General features: G+C 54.2%; 17 protein-coding genes and 1 pseudogene. 2 read left to right on the forward strand and 16 right to left on the reverse strand.

Going from position 1 to position 22,241, the window contains the following annotated elements:
• Positions 1-154: 154 nt before the first annotated feature.
• The 9 genes and pseudogenes from VRZ32_RS10900 to VRZ32_RS10940 all read right to left on the reverse strand — a co-directional run bounded on the left by VRZ32_RS10900 (position 155) and on the right by VRZ32_RS10940 (position 12,429).
• Entirely contained in the window at positions 155-2,485 is a 2,331-nt protein-coding gene (locus VRZ32_RS10900) for a PAS domain-containing sensor histidine kinase (RefSeq protein WP_414525752.1), read from the reverse strand.
• A 248-nt stretch (positions 2,486-2,733) separates the two neighbouring features.
• On the reverse strand, positions 2,734-4,233 hold the full coding sequence (locus VRZ32_RS10905) for a phosphomannomutase/phosphoglucomutase (RefSeq protein ID WP_414525753.1): 1,500 nt from the start codon (positions 4,231-4,233) through the stop codon (positions 2,734-2,736).
• 239 nt (positions 4,234-4,472) lie between these two features.
• Entirely contained in the window at positions 4,473-4,757 is a 285-nt protein-coding gene (locus tag VRZ32_RS10910) for a hypothetical protein (protein WP_414525754.1), read from the reverse strand.
• A gap of 426 nt (positions 4,758-5,183) precedes the next feature.
• Positions 5,184-5,813, reverse strand: coding sequence for a uracil phosphoribosyltransferase (gene upp, locus VRZ32_RS10915; protein ID WP_414525755.1), 630 nt, complete (start codon positions 5,811-5,813; stop codon positions 5,184-5,186).
• A gap of 56 nt (positions 5,814-5,869) precedes the next feature.
• Positions 5,870-7,507: an ABC transporter ATP-binding protein gene (locus VRZ32_RS10920; protein WP_414525757.1), complete on the reverse strand. Its 1,638-nt coding sequence runs from the start codon at positions 7,505-7,507 to the stop codon at positions 5,870-5,872.
• 11 nt (positions 7,508-7,518) lie between these two features.
• A complete protein-coding gene (locus VRZ32_RS10925) occupies positions 7,519-8,658 on the reverse strand; it encodes an ABC transporter permease (RefSeq protein WP_414525758.1) in 1,140 nt (379 codons plus the stop codon).
• A 1-nt stretch (position 8,659) separates the two neighbouring features.
• Positions 8,660-9,758, reverse strand: a pseudogene (locus VRZ32_RS10930) (microcin C ABC transporter permease YejB).
• 4 nt (positions 9,759-9,762) lie between these two features.
• Positions 9,763-11,715: an extracellular solute-binding protein gene (locus tag VRZ32_RS10935; protein ID WP_414525759.1), complete on the reverse strand. Its 1,953-nt coding sequence runs from the start codon at positions 11,713-11,715 to the stop codon at positions 9,763-9,765.
• Positions 11,716-11,871: 156 nt separating this feature from the next.
• A complete protein-coding gene (locus tag VRZ32_RS10940) occupies positions 11,872-12,429 on the reverse strand; it encodes a DUF721 domain-containing protein (protein ID WP_414525760.1) in 558 nt (185 codons plus the stop codon).
• Between the two features lie 146 nt (positions 12,430-12,575).
• Between VRZ32_RS10940 and mutY the strand changes: the two genes are divergently transcribed.
• Positions 12,576-13,640: an A/G-specific adenine glycosylase gene (gene mutY, locus VRZ32_RS10945; RefSeq protein ID WP_414525761.1), complete on the forward strand. Its 1,065-nt coding sequence runs from the start codon at positions 12,576-12,578 to the stop codon at positions 13,638-13,640.
• On the opposite strand, the gene VRZ32_RS10950 is transcribed toward mutY, so the two are convergent.
• The 5 genes from VRZ32_RS10950 to ispH all read right to left on the reverse strand — a co-directional run bounded on the left by VRZ32_RS10950 (position 13,622) and on the right by ispH (position 18,280).
• Positions 13,622-14,797, reverse strand: a complete 1,176-nt coding sequence (locus tag VRZ32_RS10950; RefSeq protein ID WP_414525762.1) for a site-specific DNA-methyltransferase — start codon at positions 14,795-14,797, stop codon at positions 13,622-13,624. The genes mutY and VRZ32_RS10950 overlap by 19 nt on opposite strands.
• A gap of 348 nt (positions 14,798-15,145) precedes the next feature.
• Positions 15,146-15,436 (reverse strand): hypothetical protein, encoded by a 291-nt coding sequence (locus tag VRZ32_RS10955; RefSeq protein ID WP_414525763.1) that lies wholly within the window; start codon positions 15,434-15,436, stop codon positions 15,146-15,148.
• A 435-nt stretch (positions 15,437-15,871) separates the two neighbouring features.
• On the reverse strand, positions 15,872-16,318 hold the full coding sequence (rnhA, locus tag VRZ32_RS10960) for a ribonuclease HI (RefSeq protein ID WP_414525764.1): 447 nt from the start codon (positions 16,316-16,318) through the stop codon (positions 15,872-15,874).
• Complete coding sequence (locus VRZ32_RS10965; RefSeq protein WP_414525765.1) at positions 16,315-17,280, reverse strand: homoserine kinase; 966 nt, start codon at positions 17,278-17,280, stop codon at positions 16,315-16,317. The genes rnhA and VRZ32_RS10965 overlap by 4 nt, the downstream gene beginning before the upstream one ends.
• 10 nt (positions 17,281-17,290) lie before the next feature.
• A complete protein-coding gene (gene ispH, locus VRZ32_RS10970; RefSeq protein ID WP_414525766.1) occupies positions 17,291-18,280 on the reverse strand; it encodes a 4-hydroxy-3-methylbut-2-enyl diphosphate reductase in 990 nt (329 codons plus the stop codon).
• Positions 18,281-18,574: 294 nt separating this feature from the next.
• Here ispH and VRZ32_RS10975 point away from each other — a divergent pair, with 294 nt between their 5' ends.
• Positions 18,575-20,014 carry a hypothetical protein gene (locus tag VRZ32_RS10975; protein ID WP_414525767.1) on the forward strand — a complete coding sequence of 480 codons (1,440 nt, stop codon included), beginning with the start codon at positions 18,575-18,577 and terminating at the stop codon, positions 20,012-20,014.
• A gap of 107 nt (positions 20,015-20,121) precedes the next feature.
• Here VRZ32_RS10975 and VRZ32_RS10980 read toward each other — a convergent pair whose 3' ends face one another.
• Both VRZ32_RS10980 and VRZ32_RS10985 read right to left on the reverse strand, forming a co-directional pair.
• Complete coding sequence (locus tag VRZ32_RS10980) at positions 20,122-21,294, reverse strand: GGDEF domain-containing protein (RefSeq protein WP_414525768.1); 1,173 nt, start codon at positions 21,292-21,294, stop codon at positions 20,122-20,124.
• A 297-nt stretch (positions 21,295-21,591) separates the two neighbouring features.
• Positions 21,592-22,188, reverse strand: a complete 597-nt coding sequence (locus VRZ32_RS10985) for a GNAT family N-acetyltransferase (RefSeq protein WP_414525769.1) — start codon at positions 22,186-22,188, stop codon at positions 21,592-21,594.
• Positions 22,189-22,241: the final 53 nt, after the last annotated feature.

Consider the following 22,241-nt stretch of genomic DNA (forward strand, 5'->3'; position numbering starts at 1 on the left):
GGGTTTTCCTGAAGCACTATGACTAAAAATACAAAAGGCGCGTCGGACATTGATGCGCCTTTTTATATTCGCAATTGGGAAATGCTTAGCAATTACATGCGTTGCGCTAAAATACCGCGGTTTGGATAATATCAGAACCGTCTTGCGTTCTCATTTACGCCGCTTTGCGCGCTTGTGCATGCGTTGGCAGGCTTATCATCACCACAGTGCCGTTACCGACGCTGGAGCGAATGCGCAGACTGCCGCCGTGTAGTTCTGCAAGTGATCGGGCAATGGCAAGGCCAAGGCCGGAGCCTTTGTAGCTACGCGCAAATTCCGTTTCCACTTGCTCAAATGGTCGGCCAAGCTTCTTCAATGCCTCAGCAGGAATGCCGATGCCGGTATCCTCAATATAAAGATGTACATTCGCGCCTGAAATGCGTGAACGCAGCGTAATACGCCCGCCTTCCGGTGTGAACTTTACCGCGTTGCGCAGAACATGGCCCAGAATCTGATTGACGGCACGGGCATCGGCGTTGATGGCAGCGTCGGGAAGCGTTTCTACGCTTAGCATGAGCCCCTTCTGGTCGGCATCATGGGAAACAGCGCGTGCAGCTTCGCCCATGACGCTATCGACATCCAGCGCTTCGCATTCCAGCTTGATACGGCCAGCTTCGATGCGTGACATATCAAGAATATCGCTGATGACGCCGAGCAGATATTTGCCGCTCTCGCGAATATCCGTGCAGTACTCATGATACTTATCGCTGCCCAAATCACCAAAAATGCCGCTTTCCATCAATTCCGAGAAGCCGATGATAGCATTCAGCGGCGTGCGCAATTCGTGGCTCATATTGGCAAGGAATTCGGCTTTGGCACGATTGGCGCTTTCAGCTTCGGCTTTTTGTTCAAGATAGCGCTCTGCTAGATCAGCAAGTTGACGGGCCTGCGTTTCCAGTTTCTGACGCGAGCGCTTTAGATCAGCAACGGTTGCAATCAACCGTCGTTCGGAGTCCATCAACTTTTCTTCGTGGTTTTTGAGCGCCGTAATATCCGTACCAACCGATACATAACCGCCATCGCGCGTGCGCCGCTCGTTGATTTGTAACCAGCGTCCATCCGTGAGCTGCGCTTCAAAAGTGCGTGTGCCTACTTCGCTTTTCTGTGCATTTGCGATGCCCCGGCGGGACGGCGCCATCAGCTCTGTCTTGACCGGCGGCAATGTGCCAAGCGCCATCAGGTCTTCATAGAGCGTGCCCGGCACCGCGCTTTCAGGTGACAGGCCGTGGAGATGCTGGAACTTCGTGTTGCAGGTGATCAGGCGGTTATTGGCATCCCACAGCACGAAGGCTTCGGAGATGGTTTCAACGGCTTCACGCAGGCGCATATCAGCGGTGGCGGTTTGCTCTGCCAGGCGGCGTTGCTCTGTAACGTCAACCGCGATGCCAACAAGGTGAGGGCCATCACCTGCTTCGTCAACCAGCTGTGCGCGCGCCTTGATCCACACCCACTGGCCCTGCGCATTCAGTATGCGGAACTCATGATCAATTGCCGTGGCGCGATTGCCGGCGACCATGTCTGCCATTGTATAAAGATCAGCATCATCAGGATGCACAAGACGGTTCATTTCGCCGAATGACATGAACTCATCATGGCGCGAGTAGCCGAGGATGTCGTACATCGAATCCGACCAATAGAGCCTGCCGCGCGCGATATCCCAATCCCAGAGGCCGCAACGACCACGGTCCAGCGCGGCATCGACACGTTCACGCACCCTTTCGCACACATCATCGGCGGCGCGTGCGCGCCCCGTCTGTACGAAATAGGCGAGTGCCAGCGCCATCAGCACAAAGGCCGAGGCGCCAAGCAATGTGGTTTGGCCGTTGAAATTTTCACGCCATATTGAAAGAGCTTCTGCTTCCGATTGGACCACCGCTACTTGTCCGCCGCCAGGCAGATTGCGCACAGTCGCGAGTGCCGCCTCGCCCGATGCCAGATTAATCCGCAAAACGCCTGCGCGATCAGCAAAGGTGGTTAGCGGTTGTTTTCCGCCCAGCACTTCACCAAGTTGCGTATCAACCAGATGCACAGGGCGTGCATAGGTGATGCGACCGGTGGAATCTGTAATTGCTACCAGCCTGCCCCGAACAAGTGCGTGTGCCGGAATGGTGCGATCAAGCACGCTCTTTGCTGCTGATTGCAGCGTTAGCTTCTCCTGCTCACTGGTGGCAGTAAGTTTGCGGCTGATTTCACTCGTGGTAAGGGCGGCAATGAGATCAATCTCGGTGATTGCATCTTCAAGTGTTTCCGTGCGGGTGTCGATGCCATGCAAAACCGCGCCAGCGAGCAGCGATATCAGGAAGATCACCAATAGAAAAGGCACAACGCGCCGAAGCCAGGGCTCCATCTTCGCGAGCTGACGATAGCCAGGCTTGCTTGCCGACTTGGTGATTCCCAGAATCGTACCCGCGCGTGCGGGTACGGCCGCCGCTTCCGCGCGCGCCATGCAACGCCCCCTTCGGAGTTTTTTTGAACATTTGATCGGCAACACGCCACGCATCTACCGAATCACTTTCATCTGAATCCCAAATGAATCATTTGTCCAGATGGTTTATGAATCGTTTATGCGGAAACATGTGATGAAAGGGGTGCCGCAAGTGCAAAAGGCGCGGGTGTTGCTCCCGCGCCTCTATTCTGGCCCTCTATGGCCCAGCTTTACCTGTCTGTCACGGTATCAAATTGATGCTGCCAGCCTTAGAAAGTCTGATTGTAAGCTCCGACTTCCGCATTTTCGCGCAGGATGTCATCAACTGCCTTGAACATCTCGCGGGTGCGGGCTTCTGATACTGGGCTCTCGATAACGACAACGAGTTCCGGCTTGTTGGACGAGGCGCGCACGAGGCCCCACGTGCCATCTTCCGCCACAACGCGCACGCCATTGACAGTAATAAGATCACGAATGGCCTGTCCTGCCACCTGTCCGCCATTGGCCTGTAATGCCTGGAAGCGCTTGATGACGCGGTCGACCACGTCATATTTCACCTCATCCGCGCAGTGCGGCGACATGGTTGGCGTGCCCCACGTCTGCGGAAGCGCACGATAAAGATCAGCCATCGACTTGCCAGGATTGCGATCAAGCATATCGCAAACAGCAAGTGCGGTCACGAGACCGTCGTCGTAGCCGCGCCCGATTGGGGCGTTGAAGAAGAAGTGGCCGGACTTCTCAAAGCCTGCCAAAGCATTCAATTCCTTAACGCGGCGCTTGATATAGCTATGGCCGGTTTTCCAGTAATCGGCCTTGATGCCGTTCTGTATCAATACTGGATCGGTGAGGAACAGGCCGGTTGATTTTACATCCACCACGAACGTGGAACCAGGATGTAGCGTCGACAGATCGCGTGCAAGCATGACGCCGATTTTGTCAGCGAAGATTTCTTCACCTTCGTTATCGACAACACCGCAACGATCGCCGTCACCATCGAAGCCAAGGCCCACGTCTGCCCCTGACGAACGCACCGCTTCCGCAATTGCGTGCAGCATCTTCATGTCTTCAGGGTTGGGGTTATAGCGGGGGAAGGTGTGATCGAGATTGGTATCCAATGGCACAACTTCGCAGCCGATTGCTTCCAGCACCTGCGGTGCGAATGCGCCTGCCGTACCATTGCCACATGCAGCCACCACCTTCAGCTTGCGCTTGAGCTTGGGGCGGTTGGTGAGATCATTGATGTAGCGGGTGGCAAAGCCTTCCACGAATTCATAAGAACCGCCTGCCCGGGCTTCTGATTTGCCGTTGAGGACAATATCTTTCAAACGGCTCATTTCATCGGGGCCGAAAGTGAGAGGGCGTGCGGCACCCATTTTCACACCGGTCCAGCCGTTATCGTTATGCGAGGCCGTAACCATCGCCACCGCTGGCACATCGAGATCAAACTGGGCGAAATAGGCCATGGGAGAAAGCGCCAGGCCGATATCCTTCACCTTGACGCCAGCGGCCATCAGGCCAATGATCAGTGCGTGTTTGATGGAGGAGGAATAGCCGCGGAAATCATGTCCAGTAACGATTTCCGGCTTCACGCCCATTTCGTGCAGCAGTTGTCCGAGGCCAAGCCCCAGGGCCTGCACGCCCATCAGGTTGATTTCCTTCTCGAACAACCAACGCGCATCATACTCGCGAAAGCCGGTGGGCTTTACCAGCGGAAGCGTTTCATACTCATAGGTATTAGGCGTGAGCAGGGGCAGGGGCTTCGGAAACATGGTGTTCCTTTATGCTCTGAGAGGGAAACGAAACAAGGTTTGTAGAAATTACATTCCAGCTTCTAATGTCTTTTCATATTGGCGAGATTATAGCGCTAGCAAAAAAAGTGAGTACCGCACTTTATTGATTTTAAAAATCAGTACCAAACAGGTTGTGCACCAGGGATATGCTGAGCTTCGCGTCAGGTGGTTTGCATATAGCAGTTTTAAACCCGCTCCAACGCGAAGGTAGATGCATGTTAACGAATGCCAAGGTGACGGTTTATGATGTTCCTTGTCAGCAGCTGATCCAGCTTTTGCAGGATTTCCAGTTGCAGTTTATGGCATTCTTCATGCGGGGCCTCCTTGAACATTTTGGGTGGCGCATGCAGGAAAGGTTGCGTGAGGGCAACCACGATATCCTTTAATAGATAAGCTACAGCAACCACACCAAGATATAGACCCAACAGAACTGCTATCTGCACCCAAGGGGTGAGCTGCGCGTAAAGCGTTAGCAGATTTTCGCCAAGATGATATTCAGTCACGGTAATAACTCCCCTTCCAAGCTAAAGAGGCCACCAGAAAGCGCATCCCAGAGGGTTTACACAGCTGGTGGCCGGGAAGGTAGAAAACCGTAAGTACAACGGCTGCGCTGGCCTTTGGGCAGAGCCTTGAACATACGCCAGCGCCTCCCCGGCCGTAGAGCAAGGGAGGCACCATTTCGGTTGATGCCAACCGGTACTTAAGAGGTTTCTACACCTCAGACTCACAAAGCTGCGAATCTATCGCTAGAGATAGCGTCTTGAATGGTGAAGTCAAACGGCAAATAAGCACGCGACGATGAGAACGCTGCAAGAAAAAGACCGCAGGATGTGTTGAGCTTCGTGCCAGGATGAGCTGCAGAAAGAGTGTCTATAGACGCTCTTTCCCATTGTGTTCGCAGGCCACGCTGGTGCGTAGATCAATACATCCTATCGCGTGCCGTACATGCGGTCGCCAGCATCACCCAGGCCAGGGACGATATAGCTGTGCTCGTCCAGTTTTTCGTCGATAGCTGCTGTCCAGATGCGTACTTCCGGATGCGCTTCCTGCAGGCGCCGAATGCCTTCGGGAGCAGCCAGCAGGCACATGAATCGCAGATCGCGTGCGCCGCGCTTTTTCAGCAGATCAATTGCTGCAATCGCTGAGTTCGCTGTGGCCAGCATCGGATCGATCACGATGATCAGACGATCGGTGACGTCAGCAGGGGCCTTGAAATAATATTCCACCGCTTTCAGCGTCTCAGGGTCGCGGTAAAGACCAATGTGCGCGACTCGGGCTGAAGGCACCAGATCAAGCATTGCATCGAGAAAACCCACGCCGGCGCGCAGAATTGGTGCAAATACCAGCTTTTTACCGGCCAGCATTGGTGCGCGCATGGTGGTGATCGGTGTTTCTACATCGACCAGCTCTGTCGGCAGATCACGGGTTACTTCATAGCATAGCAGCATGCCGATTTCATTCAGCAGCTGCCGGAAACCCTTGGTAGAGCGCGTTTTGTCGCGCATCAGGGTAAGCTTGTGCTGCACGAGCGGGTGGTCGACAACGGTAACGCCGTTCATGACAGGTCCTTTAAAGATGATTGCTTGCCCTGCCATACTCTTTTTTGCAGCACATGTCAGGTCGCATGCGTAGACGTGGCAAGATTTCCACGCGCTGATGTGGAGAACGCGGCTTCAAACAGCGCTTTCGTGTAGGCCGCTTGCGGATTTGCGAACAATTCACCAGCCGGCCCTTGCTCTACCACCTTCCCGTTCTGCATCACGAGGACGGAGTTTGAGAGCGCCCGCACCACTTTCAGATCATGGCTGATGAAGAGATAGGCCAGCTTGCGCGTGCGCTGTAAATCGCGCAGCAGATCAACGATTTGCGCCTGCACCGACATATCGAGTGCCGAGGTTGGTTCGTCCAGCACAATGAAGCGTGGCTCCAGCACCATCGCGCGGGCGATAGCGATGCGCTGGCGTTGGCCGCCAGAGAATTCGTGCGGGTAACGGTCCATCGCCGCCGGATCGAGGCCGACATCGACCAACGCCCGTGCAACACGCTCGCGTTTTTGTTGTTCAGAAAGGCCCTTCTGCTGCACGCCAAGACCTTCTGCGACGATCTCCGCCACTGATAGGCGCGGTGACAGGGAGCCGTAGGGGTCCTGAAACACAATCTGCATCGAACGCCGCAAAGGTTTCACGGCCTTGCGTGGCAATCCATCAATGTGCTGGCCCAGAAACACGATCGGCCCTTCAGAGCGGATAAGGCGCAATATCGCAAGGCCAAGCGTTGTCTTGCCCGATCCTGACTCGCCAACGATGCCGACTGTTTCACCCTCTCGCACCATAATGGAGACGCCATCAACCGCCTTCACGTGGCTGACCGTCTTACGGAAGAAGCCGCGTTTGATCGGAAACCATACCTTGATCGGCCCCGCCTTCACCACCACAGGTGCATCATCAGGCACGGGTTGCGGTGTGCCTTTGGGTTCGGCAGCAAGCAGCTTTTGTGTGTAGGCATGCTGGGGATGGTCAAAAACCTGCGCGACGGGACCGGTTTCGACAATCTTGCCGCCCGTCATCACACATACCCGGTCGGCAATCTTGCGCACAATGCCAAGGTCGTGGGTGATGAAGAGCAGCGACATATTGAGACGCGTTTTCAACTCGGCCAGCAGGTCGAGAATCTGCGCCTGCACTGTTACATCGAGTGCGGTGGTGGGTTCGTCCGCGATCAGCAGGTCTGGTTCGTTGGCGAGCGCCATCGCAATCATCACACGCTGGCGCTGCCCGCCGGAGAGCTGATGCGGGTACGCGTCCAGACGGTTTTCAGCATCGCGGATACCGACGAGTTCCAGCAGCTCCAATGTGCGTTTGCGCGCGGGTTCGCCCGTCAGGCCCTTGTGCAGGGCCAGAATTTCACCGATCTGGCGTGAAATAACATGCAGGGGGTTCAGGGATGTCATCGGTTCCTGAAACACCATCGTGATATCATTACCGCGCACCTTGCGCAGCTCATCCTCGGAAACGCGCAGCAGATCGCGCCCCTTAAAGAGCACCTCTCCTGAAGGATGATGCGCTGCCGGATAATTCAGCAGCTTCAGAATGGACAGTGCCGTTACCGATTTTCCGGAACCGGATTCGCCGACAAGCGCGAGCGTTTCACCGGCCGCAAGGTCAAACGAAACGCCATTTACTGCAGGGATTTCACGCCCATCCTGACGGAAGGCGACCGAAAGATCCTTGACGGAAAGCAGGGGAGTGTTCATGGGCATTCCCCTTATGAGAAAGTCTTGCGCGGATCAAACGCATCACGCACCGCCTCGCCGATAAAGATCAGCAATGACAGCATCAGCGCGATGACAAAGAAGCCTGTCAGCCCCAGCCACGGAGCTTGCAGATTGGCTTTGCCTTGCGCCAGCAGTTCACCCAGTGAGGGCGAGCCAGGTGGAAGGCCAAAGCCGAGGAAGTCTAGCGATGTCAGTGTCGTGATCGAACCGTTGAGCACGAAGGGCAGGAACGTCAACGTCGCGACCATAGCGTTGGGCAGCAGATGGCGGAACATGATGGTGGCATCCGATAGCCCCAGGGCGCGCGCGGCGTTCACATATTCAAAGTTGCGTGCTCGCAGGAACTCTGCCCGCACAACACCGACAAGCGAAACCCACGAGAACAGCAGCAGAATGCCAAGCAGCACGAAAAAGCCCGGTGTAATAATCGAGGAGACGATGATCAGCAGATAAAGCGAGGGAATGGAATTCCAGATCTCGATAATTCGCTGCAGGATGAGGTCTGTCCAGCCGCCGAAGTAGCCTTGTATCGCGCCCGTGAAAATACCGATTGCGGATGAAACACCTGCCAGAATAAGCCCGAACAGTACCGACAGGCGAAAGCCGTAGATGAGGCGCGCCAACACATCGCGGCCTTGATCATCCGTGCCAAGCCAGTTCCACTCAATATCCTGGCACGAGCCACCGCATTGCGCATTGGTCAGCATCCACGTGGGTGGTGCGGGGGCGGGCACTGGGATGGCGAGGTTATGGGTGCGATAGGAAAAGCGAATGGGGGGCCAGACAGCCCAGCCATTTGCTTCGATTTCTTTCGCAATAAAGGGATCGCGATAATCCGTTTGAGCCAGAAAGCCGCCGAATTTTTCTTCCGGGTAATTGACGAAAACCGGAAACAGGATCTCGCCCTTATAATACGCAATGATCGGGCGATCGTTGGCGATGAATTCTGCACCCAACGTAACGAAAAACAGCGCGAGAAATATCCATAGCGACCAGAATCCGCGCCGATGCGCGCGGAAATTGCGTAGGCGACGCTGGTTCAAAGGGGATAGCTTCAGCAAGCCTTTGCGAGGCGTGGGAGGCGCGACAAACCCCGGTGTTTCAACAGGTGTTATCTCAGCGTGCGACATCTCAAACCTCCCGCGTCTCAAAATCAATGCGCGGGTCGATCCATGTATAGGTGAGGTCTGATAGCAGGTTCACAGCAAGTCCAAGCAGCGAGAAAATAAACAGATTTGCAAATACCACCGGATAGTCGCGGTTGACGATAGATTCAAACGATAACAGGCCCAATCCATCCAGCGAGAAGATGGTTTCAATCAGCAGCGATCCGGCAAAGAATGCGCCGATGAATGCAGCCGGAAAGCCCGCAATAACGATCAGCATGGCATTGCGGAACACATGTCCATAGAGGACCTGGCGCTCGCTAAGACCCTTCATCCGTGCGGTGAGGACGTATTGTTTACGGATTTCATCCAGGAATGAGTTTTTGGTCAGCAGCGTCGAGGTTGCAAATGCGCCAAGGGTCATCGACAGGATGGGCAGCGTGATGTGCCAAAGATAATCAGTGATTTTGCCGAAGAACGACAGTTCTGCAAAATTCTCCGAGAAGAGGCCACGCAGCGGAAATATCTGCCAGAATGATCCGCCTGCGAAGAAAACAATCAGCAGGATAGCAAACAGGAAGCTCGGGATCGCATAGCCGATAATAATCACGCCGGATGTCCAGATATCGAACTTCGATCCATCGCGCACTGCTTTCGATATGCCAAGCGGGATCGAAATGGCGTAAGAAAGCAGCGTCATCCAGAGGCCAAGCGTGATCGACACCGGCAGCTTTTCGCCGATCAGCGATACCACTGAGACATCGCGAAAATAGCTCTTGCCGAAATCAAAGGTGGCGTAATCCTTGATCATCTTGAAGAAACGCTCTGGCGCTGGCTTGTCGAAGCCAAACTGCTTTTCAAGCTGTGCGATGAATGCCGGATCAAGCCCCTGCGCCCCGCGATAGCGCGAGCCACCGCCATCACCCATGCCGCCCCCGCCGCCAAGATCGCCCCCCACCGCCGCCGATGCGTGAGGTTGCGCCGTTATCAGCGCCTTGCATCTGGGCGATGATGCGCTCAATGGGGCCGCCGGGTGCGAACTGGATAATCACGAATGCAATCAGCATGATGCCGAGGATCGTCGGCACCATCAATGCGATGCGGCGGGCAATATAGGCAAACATTTACTCAGCCCTTCCAGCCGATGCGCTTAGCTTTTTCTGCGTCAAACCACCATGTTCCGGGCGCGCCGGAGCTATAGCGCGGCTGTTTATCAGGGTGTGAGAAGATGTTCCAGTAGGCCAACCATTCATCGGCCCTGTACCACATCGGCACCCAATACCTCCCCGCCCGCAGCACCCGGTCGAGCGCACGCGCACCGATGGTCACCTCATCGCGCGTTTTGGCATTCACGATGTGAGCAATCAACGCATCAATCGCGGGATCGCTGATGCCTGCGACATTTAATGTGCCGGGTGTTTTGGCTGCTTGCGAGCCATAGAAAACCCGCAGCTCCGGCCCCGGAGTCAAGCTTGCGAGGCGCGCGACACTGACGATGTCATAGTCGTAATTCTCCAGCCGCAGCTGATATTGTGATGGATCGACAATGCGCGATGTTGCCTTGATCCCAAGCCGCTTGAGGTTTTCCTGAAATGGCTGTGTATGCGGCTGCAGCCGTGTGCTGCTATCAAGAAACTCAATCTCAAACGGCTTGCCATCTGGCAGGCGCAGCGCATTGCCTTCACGCTTGTATCCAGCATCTGTCAGCAACTTGAAGGCGCGCCGCAATTGTTCGCGATCATTTCCTGAGCCGTCTGATACAGGGGGCATAAAGGGCTCGCCAAAAACCTCATCCGGCACTTTGCCGCGCCATGGCTCAAGCAGCACAAGCTCTTCTGCCGATGGCAAGCCTTCGGCTTCTTGAGGGGTGTTCTCAAAAAAGGAGGTGGTACGCTTGTATGAATCATACATGATCTTGGCATTGGTCCATTCGAAATCGAATGCCAACCCAATGGCTTCGCGTATGCGCGGGTCAGCGAATTTCTCACGGCGCAGGTTGAAGTACCACCCTTGAACACTGGGCGGTGCGCTAATGTCGATCTTCTCGCGCACCACCTGCCCGGAACGAAAAGCTGGAAAGTTGTAGCCATTGGCCCAGATGCTTGCTGTATATTCCTCATGAAAGTTGATGATGCCAGATTTGAAGGCCTCGAACATCACCTGCTCATCGCGGAAATATTCATAACGCACATGCTGGAAGCGGTTCTGGCCGACATTCACGTTGATATCACGTGCCCAGTAATCATCCACACGATCGAACTCGATGAAGCGTCCGACCTCAAACCGTCCCACGCGATAGGCGCCCGAACCAAGTGGCGCTTCCAGTGTAGAGGCGGTGAAGTCTCGCGTGCTCCAGTAGGCCTTTGAGAAAATGGGCAGTGCTGCAATGATCAGATGCAGGTCACGTCCGCGCTCAGCTGATAAATGAAACGTGACGACATCATCCGCTTCAGCGACAGCCTTCTCGGCTTCAGCCAGGAGTGACCGATAGGCGGGCAAGCCTTTTTCTTTCAGAATATCGAAAGAAAATACCACATCGGCAGCAGTGATCTTCGTGCCATCGTGGAACCGCGCTTCTGGCCGCATTTTGAAGCGATAGAGTCTGCGGTCCTCACTCACCCAAACCGATTGCGCTACAAGGCCATAAACCGCATCAGGCTCATCAGCGGAGCCAACCATAAGCGAGTCGAATGTCATGCTCATGCCGGCAGCGGGGTCGCCCTGCAAGACGAAGGTGTTGAGCGTGTTGAAGGTGTCCAAGCTACCCTGTGTTACCCGCATCACGAGCTTGCCGCCGATAGGGGCATCAGGGTTTACGTAGCCAAAATGCTTGAAGTCCGCTGGTAGCTCCAGATCACCAAATGCTGAAAGGCCATGTGCTTCATAGGCGCCCGTGGGGGGCGGTGCTTTTTCCGGTTCCTGCGCGAATGTGGCTTGGGGGAAAAGCCCCGCTGTGAGGGAAGTGCCAATGAACCCGCCTGCAAGACCTAAAAGATCGCGGCGTGTGGCCAGAATGGTTGTATGAGGCATCGCTTCAACGGAAGGCGATATCGGTAAGCGGGGAAAGATACGGCGAACCAAAGCAATCTCCCGGGACAAAAAGCTGTACGAATCAACAGGCAAAAACACTCTAGCGCTTAGAAAGGCGTATGCCTCATTAACATTTCGTCAACCAAGGCAGCCTGATGCATTTTTGGCGCGGGAGTATTTCAGCATTCTCCTTCAGCCCCTGTCTTATTAATCGTTACCCTTAGCTAATACCGCCCGGCCAAGATTTTCGAGGGCATGACGTAATGGATCATCTGTAATCTCACGCACGGATTGCTGAACCATCTGTTCTTGCGCCTCATTGAGATGGCGTTCAGGAATTGCCGTGACAGTGCGGCGGGTAATTGGTCCTTGTCGGAAGGCCAGTTGGCCAATGCATCGCCAGCCGAAATGCGCGTTGACCCGCTCTATCACCACGGGCGCCATATGTTGCAGTTCCAGTGCAAAAGCGCCTGTTACCCGTACGACGAGGGTTGCGGGTTGTTGCGAGCGTGCATCCTTAAATGCTGCAGAACGAGAGCTTGAGGCGCTGCCAGTTCGCTTGCTGTCTGCTTGTTTACCCTCATGGCGCCTGGGCCACAGAACGCGCATCGGCTCTGTGTGTCGTGCCAGCCGTTCGCCTACAATCTCGGGCCAGGCCAGCACAACGTCGGATGCTGCAAAGCCTTGCGCCGCAAGCGCTGGTGCAATGCATTTATCCACCAATTCGGACAGAGGCTTTAATCTGGCCGAATGTTTGATGCTCACGTTGTCTTGTTTACCGGTCTGCATATGAAAAATTCATCAGGATGTCCGTTAGAAGGGGATGTTACTTGAGCATCCCTTACGCTAATACCGATACATGGTATCAACGCGCAGTGCAAAATCCAACATAGTCCAACCCAAGATAACCAATGTCGCTCATTTCTGCTGAGGAAACCGCCTCCGCCAGTTCTTTGCTTGCCTGGTATGATCGCCACCGGCGCGTGCTGCCCTGGCGTGCGTTAGCGGGGGAGGGGGCTGATCCTTATCGCGTATGGCTCTCCGAGATCATGCTGCAACAAACCACTGTGCAGACGGTGAAGGGCTATTTCGAGCGTTTTCTGGTGCGTTTTCCGACCGTTGAAGCACTTGCAGCAGCGCCGGTTGAGGCGGTGATGCAGGCGTGGGCTGGGCTGGGTTATTACTCGCGTGCCCGCAATCTCCATGCCTGTGCGAAGGTTGTTGCGGAAGAGTATGGAGGGCACTTCCCCGCTGATGAGCGCGCTCTGCTGACCCTTCCCGGCATTGGTGCCTACACGGCGGGTGCTGTTGCTTCGATTGCCTTCAATGAGCCTGCGGTTGCCGTCGATGGCAATGTTGAGCGTGTGCTGTCGCGCCTTGTTGCGCTGGAAGAGCCATTACCACGTGCAAAGCCTACAATACGGGCACTGGCGCTCTCGTTGATGCCGCATGATCGTCCCGGTGATTTTGCGCAGGCGATGATGGACCTTGGCGCGACTATCTGTACGCCCAAACGCCCCGCTTGTGCGCTTTGTCCCTGGTCTGGTCCCTGTCAGGCGCGCCGCGATGGTACGGCTGAGACGTTTCCGCGGAAAGAAGCCAAGAAACAGGGCGCACTGCGGTTGGGAGCGGCTTTCGTTGCCGTGCGTGCGGATGGACAAGTATTGTTGCGGGATCGTCCGCCGCGTGGCTTGCTTGGCGGCATGGCGGAGGTGCCGGGGTCGGAGTGGTCGCCGGCATTTGATGTTACGGGCGCTATTGCGCTTGCGCCGTTCCAGGCCGAATGGAAGATTTTACCGGGCATTGTGCGCCATGTATTTACGCATTTCCCGCTAGAGCTTGCGGTTTATCGGGCGGAAATTCCGGCCATTACTGCAGCGCCAGCAGGAAGCCGCTGGCAGAAGCGCGCTCTTCTTCATGAAGAGGCGCTGCCAACGGTGATGCGCAAAGTGTTAGCTCACGCTGCGATTGAATGACGCGTCCTGTAATCGCCGCGCAGATCATCAATGGACACCAACGCGCCTTCGCGGCGCACGTGCCAGAATGTCCAGCCATTGCACGAGGGATGTCCCTGCACAAGTGCGCCGACCTTATGGATGGAGCCAATCGCCGGGCCAACCACAAGCGTGCCATCGGCACGCACGATTGCCTGATGCTTTTCACGCGCATCGACAACCATTTCACCCGCGCTGATCAAACCCGCCTCAATCAGCGAGAGGAAAGGAATGCGTGGCTCGGTGCGCTTGGATGGCGCGGTTGATACCGCCATCGGATCAAGCGGTTGCACCTGATCAATGCGCTCACGCGCAGCCTTGGCATAAACGGGGTCCCGTTCAAGGCCAATGAAATGACGGCCAAGCCTTTTGGCAACAGCACCTGTGGTGCCGGAGCCGAAGAAGGGATCGAGCACCACATCGCCGGGGTTTGTCGCAGCAAGCAGCGCCCGTGCCAATAGCGCCTCAGGCTTTTGCGTGGGATGCACCTTCTGGCCCTGAGCGTCTTTCAGGCGCTCGTCGCCCGTGCAGAGGGGGAAATACCAGTCGGACCGCATTTGCGTATCCTCATTCCCCGCCTTCAAGGCTTCGTAATGAAAGGTGTAACCCTTGGCATCGGCGCTGCGCGAGGCCCAGATGAGAGTTTCGTGCGCATTGGTAAAGCGACGGCCACGGAAATTCGGCATCGGATTGGCTTTGCGCCAGATGATGTCATTAAGGACCCAGAACCCCAGATCCTGCACAGCCGTGCCCACGCGGAAAATGTTGTGGTATGATCCGATGACAAACAGCGTCGCAGTTTTCTTCATCACGCGGCGGCATTCGAAAAGCCATTCGCGGGTGAAGCGATCATAATCGGCGAAGCTGTCGAAACGATCCCACTCATCATCCACGGCATCAACGTGGCTGTGATCGGGGCGTGTCAGCGCGCCTTCAAGCTGAAGATTGTAGGGCGGATCGGCAAAGATCAGATCAACGCTTTCAGACGGCAACTGCCGCAGCGATTCAATGCAATCACCGAGAAGAATCTGATCTATTGGGAGCCTATGCTCCATCCGAGGTGCGGGCGTCTGCCTTCCGGTACGCGGAACCCTGATCCGGGGCAGAACACCAGCAGCTTCGGTATGCGGAATATTCATGACGCCTACCAGTTACGCGACTGACAAGCCTCACTATGCGAATCGACGGTAAAGATGAGGTTGAAGCGATTAACCAAAAACGCGTTATTAACGGTAACGAATGTGCCAAATAGGGACACATGGATTTGGGCATTATAAGAAACCGTTGCAGAATAAGGCCTACAACTACATTAATAATTTGTTATCCATAAAATATAACAGCGAAATTAAGGGTGTTTTGCGATAATTGAACCGCGCGAATTCACTGACTTAATGAAGGTGATGTCCTTTCAAGCCAAAAAGCGGCCCTGTTCCTGCATCCTCCCTGGATGCAAAACAGTGCCGCTTTTTAGGTGATGCGCAGTGAATTTAAGAACGGATACCCAAGTGAAGATTCAGGATGCTCCGGGTAAGCAGGCGATCTAGCTTTTGCAAGATTTTCAATTGTATCTGCTGGCATTCTTCATATGAGGTATCCTTGGGCTCTTTCTGGGAGTGAGAGCGCCGAAACAGTTGCGTGAACGCAACCAAAATCTCTTTTAAGAGATACATCATGCCTAGCAAAACAAAGCTTAGGCTCAAGCCAAGCCATGCTTGCACCCATGGTGTCAGATGCGCGTAAAGTGATAGTAGATTTGTGCCAAAGTGATTATCGGTCACGGTAGTAACTCCCTTCCAAGATGAAAAGGCCACCAGAAAATACACCCATAAAAGCGCAAAGCTGGTGGCCGGGAGAGTTAGCAAACCGCCAAGACACGGCTGCGCTGGCCTTTAGGCAAGCCCTGAACATAGCCAGCGCCTCCCCGGCCATAGAGCAAGGGAGGCACCATCACGGTTGGTACCAACCGATCTTGGAGAGGTTGCTACACCTCAGATTCACAAGATTGCGAATCCACCTTCAGGAATAATGCGTTCGGCGTTGATGTCAAACCGGAAATTATAAACGGTGCAGCAAAAGGACCGTGGAATATATTGCGCTTTGTGTCAGGGGGAGCCGAAACTGATACCTTTTGAGAACCGGAGCGCAGTGGACTAATGTCCATGAGCACCGGAAGCGCAAAAAGGTGCCAGTTGCAGGCCGCCATGGCGCGAAGATCAGTGCATTCCCTTGAAGGGTTCCATGCCGGCACGTGCCAGCGCATCGACGCGCTCGTTTTCGGGGTGGCCATCGTGGCCGCGGACCCAGTGCCATGTTACATTATGACGGTTTGCAGCTTCGTCGAGGCGGCGCCAGAGGTCTTCGTTCTTGACTGGTTTGCGATCAGCCGTTTTCCAGCCGCGTTGCTTCCAGTTTTGCATCCATGAAGTAATGCCAGAACGTACGTATTGTGAATCCGTATACAAATCGACCATGCAGGGGCGTTTCAGCGTTTCAAGCGAAACAATCGCCGCCATGAGCTCCATACGGTTATTGGTTGTGAGCTCTTCGCCGCCCGACAGCTCCTTTTCGACGCCACGAAACATCAGCAGCACCCCCCAGCCACCGGGGCCAGGATTGCCGGAGCAGGCGCCGTCCGTATAGATAGTTACGCGTTCACTCATGCAACGCGTCCGTAGTCTGCTGCTGTGGTGGCGTGGCGATGGAAACCAAGCTTGCGGTCGTATTCCAGCGGATCCAGCGGCTTCACCAATGCACCGGGCGGGACATTCAGCCAGTCGACAAGTCTGGTCAGCAAAAAGCGCAGCGCCGCACCGCGCGCAAGAATAGGCAAGGCTGCGACTTCGCTCGGATCAAGTGGGCGCACGGCCTCGTAGGCGCTGATCATCGCCTGCCCCTTGGTGATGTTGAACGAGCCATCAGCCTCAAAGCACCATGCGTTCAGACAAATGGCGAGGTCGTAGGCCAGCGCATCATTGCAAGCAAAGTAAAAGTCAATCAGGCCAGAGAGCTTCTCGCCGAGGAAAAAGACATTGTTCGGGAAAAGGTCGGCATGGATCACGCCTTCCGGCAATCCTTTTGGCCAAGCATTCTCAAGCAAAGCGAGATCATCACTGATGCGTTGGGCAAGGCCGGGACTGACGCTATCCGCCTGCGCGCGTGCCTGCTCGAAGAGTGGCCGCCAGCCATGAAGATCCAGTGCGTTTTGGCGCGTTAATGTAAAATCTGCACCAGCGGCATGGAGTTCGGCCAATGCCCGGCCCAATTCCCCACAATGCGCCACGCCAGGACGATTGACAGACATGCCAGAAAGAAACGTCACCATTGCCGCAGGTCTGCCCGCAAGCTGTTGCAGGGTATTGCCTTCACGGTCGCGTACAGGCTGCGGGCATGTGATGCCCCGGCCCGCCAGATGCTCCATCAGCCCGATAAAGAAGGGCAGATCAGCCGCATTCACGCGCTTTTCATAGAGCGTTAGAATAAAAAAGCCGGTTTCGGTCTGTAGCAGGAAGTTGGAATTTTCTACCCCTTCCGCAATGCCCTTGGCAGATAGCAGGCGACCGATATCGTAGCGAGCAACAAAAGCGGATAGCTCAGCATCCGATACTTCAGTGTAGACAGCCATCGTCCAATACCTATTCGGCAGCCTGCTCGCGTAGATCGCGCGGCAGTGGGAAGAACACACTTTCATCGGCAGTAGAGACCGTTTCAACCCGCACGTCGAAGCGTTCGGCGAAGGCATCGATAATCTCTTCGACGAGAATTTCGGGTGCTGAAGCACCAGCCGTCAGCCCCAGCTTACGAATGCCGGCAAACAGTGACCAGTCGATATCCTCAGCCCGCAGGATCAACCGCGATACAGGACAGCCCGCCCGCTCTGCAACCTCACGCAGGCGCTGCGAGTTGGATGAATTTGGTGATCCAACCACAATCATCGCATCAACCTGCGGCGCAACCCGCTTAACCGCCTCCTGACGATTGGTTGTGGCGTAGCAGATGTCTTCCTTATGGGGGCTTACAATGGCCGGAAAGCGCGCTTTAAGTGCCGCTACAATCCCGGCCGTATCATCGACAGATAGCGTGGTCTGCGTGACATAGGCAAGTTCTTGCCCCTCAGGCGGGGTGAGATGTGCGACATCCTCAATGGTTTCAATCAGTGTGATCGCGCCTTCGGGCAACTGCCCCATCGTGCCCACAACTTCTGGATGGCCAGCATGCCCCACCAGCACTACGTGGCGGGCGCGCTTGTAATGCACCTCAGCCTCGCGATGCACTTTGGTGACAAGAGGGCAGGTGGCATCAATCGCGAAAAAATGACGCGTTTGCGCATCCAGAGGTACGGACTTCGGCACACCATGAGCCGAGAAAATCACAGGCGCCTTTGTTTCGGGAATCTCATCGAGTTCATCAACGAAGATCGCGCCCTTGCGGCGCAGGCTTTCAACCACGTATTTATTATGCACAATTTCATGGCGCACATAGACCGGCGGGCCATAGATGGCGAGGGCCTTCTCTACCGCATCAATGGCACGCACCACGCCCGCGCAAAAACCGCGCGGCGCGCAGATGAGCACATCCAGCTGTGGTTTGTTCGTTGCGGTGTATGGGGGCGTGGCGATAGGCATCAATCATCTTTCCTCAGGATGGGGATCTGTGCTGCGATCGACGGCATCTGTCAAGGGCGGATTGTGGCATACATATTGTGGCATACATTTAGCATCTATTGCGATCACGGACATTGTTTTTGTTAATTTGATGACGGCATGAAAAGGAAATATATTGACATTTGAGCTGAATAAGTTATATGGCTGCTACCATTATGGGCAAAGTTGTATCATTGTAACTTACCATTTGAATTCAGATAGATTTTTCGCTCACTAAGCGAAAGAAATTTTTAATATTTAATATGGGTTGATGAAATGGCTGGCGAAGAAATTGGACGTGCTATCATATGCTATAATAATGGATTTGTTGCCTACTTTGATGTTGAGCAAAATGGTAATTGCGATTCTGAACTTTCGTTGATTCAGTCGGAAAGCTCAACGCGTGCTTTGATTATAGCCACGGCGCCTCCATCAAGTTCATTTATTTATCGTACAGTTAGCTGGCTGAAGTATATAGCACTTTCTATTCTGACTATTGGCATCTATCCGACTGTGTGTGCTATTCAGAACCAATTTGATAGGCTTCATAGCTCTCTTGCCCTTCAAGAGAGAAATGTACAGATGTTAACATCTGCTATAATTGATCAGAATATAAATAAGGAAAGTGTTTTTCGTCCCCTTGCTGCCCTTACATCCGGTCGGACGACGGCCGGTAATGCTCAAACAACGCCTGGCGCTCAGGGTGTATCTGGTGCTGTAAGTAATCCTGCAAGACCTTCTGTTTCTAAGCCTTTGGCAGACCAACTTAAACAGGCTGCCGCGCAAAGGCAGGCTGTTGCATTCAATAGTGGCGGTGCGCCTCAGTCGCCAAGCAATCCTGCGAAGCCTGGTGCTCAGGATGGATCTGGTGCTGTAAGTAATCCTGCAAAACCTTCTGCTTCTGGGGCAGGCTTGTCTTTCAATGACGAGCTTCAGCAGGCAATCAAGCAAAGGCAGGCTGCTGCATCCAATAGTGGCGGTGCGCCTCAGTCGTCAAATATTTCTGCGACAGATTCTAATCAGGCACCGCCTGTCGTTCAGCAAAAGCAGGGCATCGCAGCCAATCAGCCCGGTAGCAGCGCGCCTCAGTCGTCAAATATTTCTGCGACAGATTCTAATCAGGCACCGCCTGTCGTTCAGCAAAAGCAGGGCATCGCAGCCAATCAGCCCGGTAGCAGCGCGCCTCAGTCGCCAAATATTTCTGCGACAGATTCTAATCAGGCACCGCCTGTCGTTCAGCAAAAGCAGGGCATCGCAGCCAATCAGCCCGGTAGCAGCGCGCCTCAGTCGTTAAATAGTTTTACAACACCGGCTGCGAAGTGTGGAGTTTCCACGACAGTGCTTGACGCTACGAAATCACAACTTAAATCGCAGTCGAAAGCAAATTCAGCTCAGAAGCCAGTGGATATTCTCACCCAGATTAAGCAGTCTAATCCAAACAATAAAAGCAATAGCACCACGGATTCGTCCCAAAATACATCTTCCACCTTACAGGTGAAGGATGGGAAATCTGTAAAAATCCAAACTCATGATGGCCGTGGACCTTTAATACTTAACAAGGATAAAACAAAACGTCCACCTGAGAAACCTATTCCGCTTACTCCAGCTCAGCAAGCAGCACAGGAGGCTGCAGAGGCGCGGCTGGCACAAATAGCTCGGCTTCGTTCGCGGGTGCAGGACGATAAATCAGAACCAGATTCTGATTGGGATGAGTAAACGTCTATTGTGATAGGCGAAAACTCAACATATCAAAGCATGTAAAAATAGTAAGATGAGTGCAAATTACCCTGTCAGCTGTGACAGGGTATTTTGCTATTGCTCGATTACGAGGCGACAGCGCTTTCCATTGTTGCCTTATAGATACGCACGCAATTTCGTCCTGCATGCTTGGCTTCATACAATGCGCTGTCAGCCGCGCGTGTAAGGTCTTCCAGTTCGTATCCAACAGCTTGGGCGGATGCGATGCCGGCGCTGATTGTTACTTCCGGCGCATGAGGGTCCCCGCACGGTCTGTAATCTGTCATGGAAGTGCGGATGCGATCCATCACATGCACAGCATCCTTCTCATTGGCGGAATGAAGGATGCACAAGAACTCTTCACCACCAATGCGGAACAAATAATCAGTCGGACGCAGTTTCATCGACGCGCGTTCGGAAAAAACGCGTAGCACGTCGTCTCCGATAAAATGACCATATGTATCATTGATTTTCTTGAAGTGATCAAGATCAATAATAGCGACGCATAGGGGGCCGCCTGACAAGGCTTGTCGGCGCAGAATCCGATCTGCATAAGCACTCAGTGCCCGCCGGTTCCCCAGGCCTGTCAGGGGATCGACCATGATCTGGGCTGTCTGTTCAGACTCCAGACGCTCCTTGATCAGCGACAACACCAGATAGGCAATCGCTACGTTGGCTGCGATTGCGATTAATGTCAGCAGTGAGATCCAGTTCTGGCCAAAAGCATCGGCAGATAATCCGCCCGCCAAAATGAAAAGGCCGCGCATAACGAACAGCGCGATATCTGCCATTAGCACAATACATAGAGCTGTGCGCGATGGCAAAAACTCGCGCCGACCACGCCACAATTCACGTACTGCCAGCAGGCTGTATATAACAGGTATGCCCGTGATTGCGATAACGCGCACCCAGGTAATGCACTCGCAGTCCGTGAGCTGAGTGGCCAGAAACCAGATGATGCCACCTGCTGCAGCATACCCAACCCGAAGAGGACGCTTCTCAAATACGCGTGCGGCTTGCCAGGCCGCACCATAGGCAAAGAACAGCAGCGAATAGCCAAAATCTTTATAATGTGGAATAATACTGCCAGCTGTATTGCCCATAATCATGCCGCCAAGAGCAGCACCTAAAAAGCAAATGCCGAGAAACAAAAGCTCGCGATTAAGCCTGTTGCTGTTCCATGAGAACAGCAACAGGCCACCCAATTGCAGATTTACAAGAAAGCCAACAATAGTCAGCGTAAACGCATCTAATGGCATTTCGCGAAAGCCTTGCACTCTTTCCAATCGAAATCACAAACTAGCAAGTGGCAGAGCCCAAGCATTGGTTCAAGTCCGCCTAGCATGATTTAGGCCGGAAATGAATCGAAAAAACGCTATGCCCGTAAGCGCGAAGATACTTGTTCATTCACGTCTATAAGCGCTAACTATGCCTAAAGTTCCAATTATTGCACAATTGCATTCTATTAAAGGGCCTTATGCCAGCTTTGGGAGTGCGATATCTAGAAACGGATAGTTTCTGGCGCGAAAAGTGTGGCTGAGAACTGGTTACCCATCCTAACTTTGGGCAGACAGACGCTTTGCATGAAATGCGAGCGTATCAATATCATGCCAGACAAGTGCAAGCCGAGGGCTTCCTGTTAGCAAGTTTCCGCTGGCGATCGCATGGCTAACAGCGGTTTTGCGCTCAACAACAGCGCCAAGCGCGCGAGCAAAGGCAACTGCTGCAACATTGACTGCCGAGATCCATACACCAGCCTGGCGGGCACCGAGCACCATTGCCAGGCGCTGCGCCAGTGCAGCAATGAGCGCTGCTCCAATTCCACGAAAGCGTAAACCGGGGCGAATGCATAATGCCTGGATTTCGGTATCAGCTTTCAATAACGGATCTCTTGCCGGACCACCGATAGCAAAGCCCACAAGTTCCCCGCCGCGTTCTGCAACCATTCTGATGCCGCGGCCATCTTGCGGCCACAGGCTACGCTCGTCCTCTGGGGATCCAGAAATTTGTGCGGGCGAAAGTCCGCGATGTCCTTCATGCCATACCGCATCATGCAAGCGAGCAATTTCAGGATTATCTCTCTGCATGGCAGGGCGAAAAGTGAGGGTAGCTGTTGCCGGGGTGATGAATGACTCGAATGCAACACTTCGCATGAGTGCCTCCCTTTTGTTATGGGATGTGCGTTTTTATCGCACTTCACTTCTGG

The organism is Pseudochelatococcus sp. G4_1912 (assembly GCF_047501465.1).
GTDB lineage: Bacteria > Pseudomonadota > Alphaproteobacteria > Rhizobiales > Beijerinckiaceae > Pseudochelatococcus.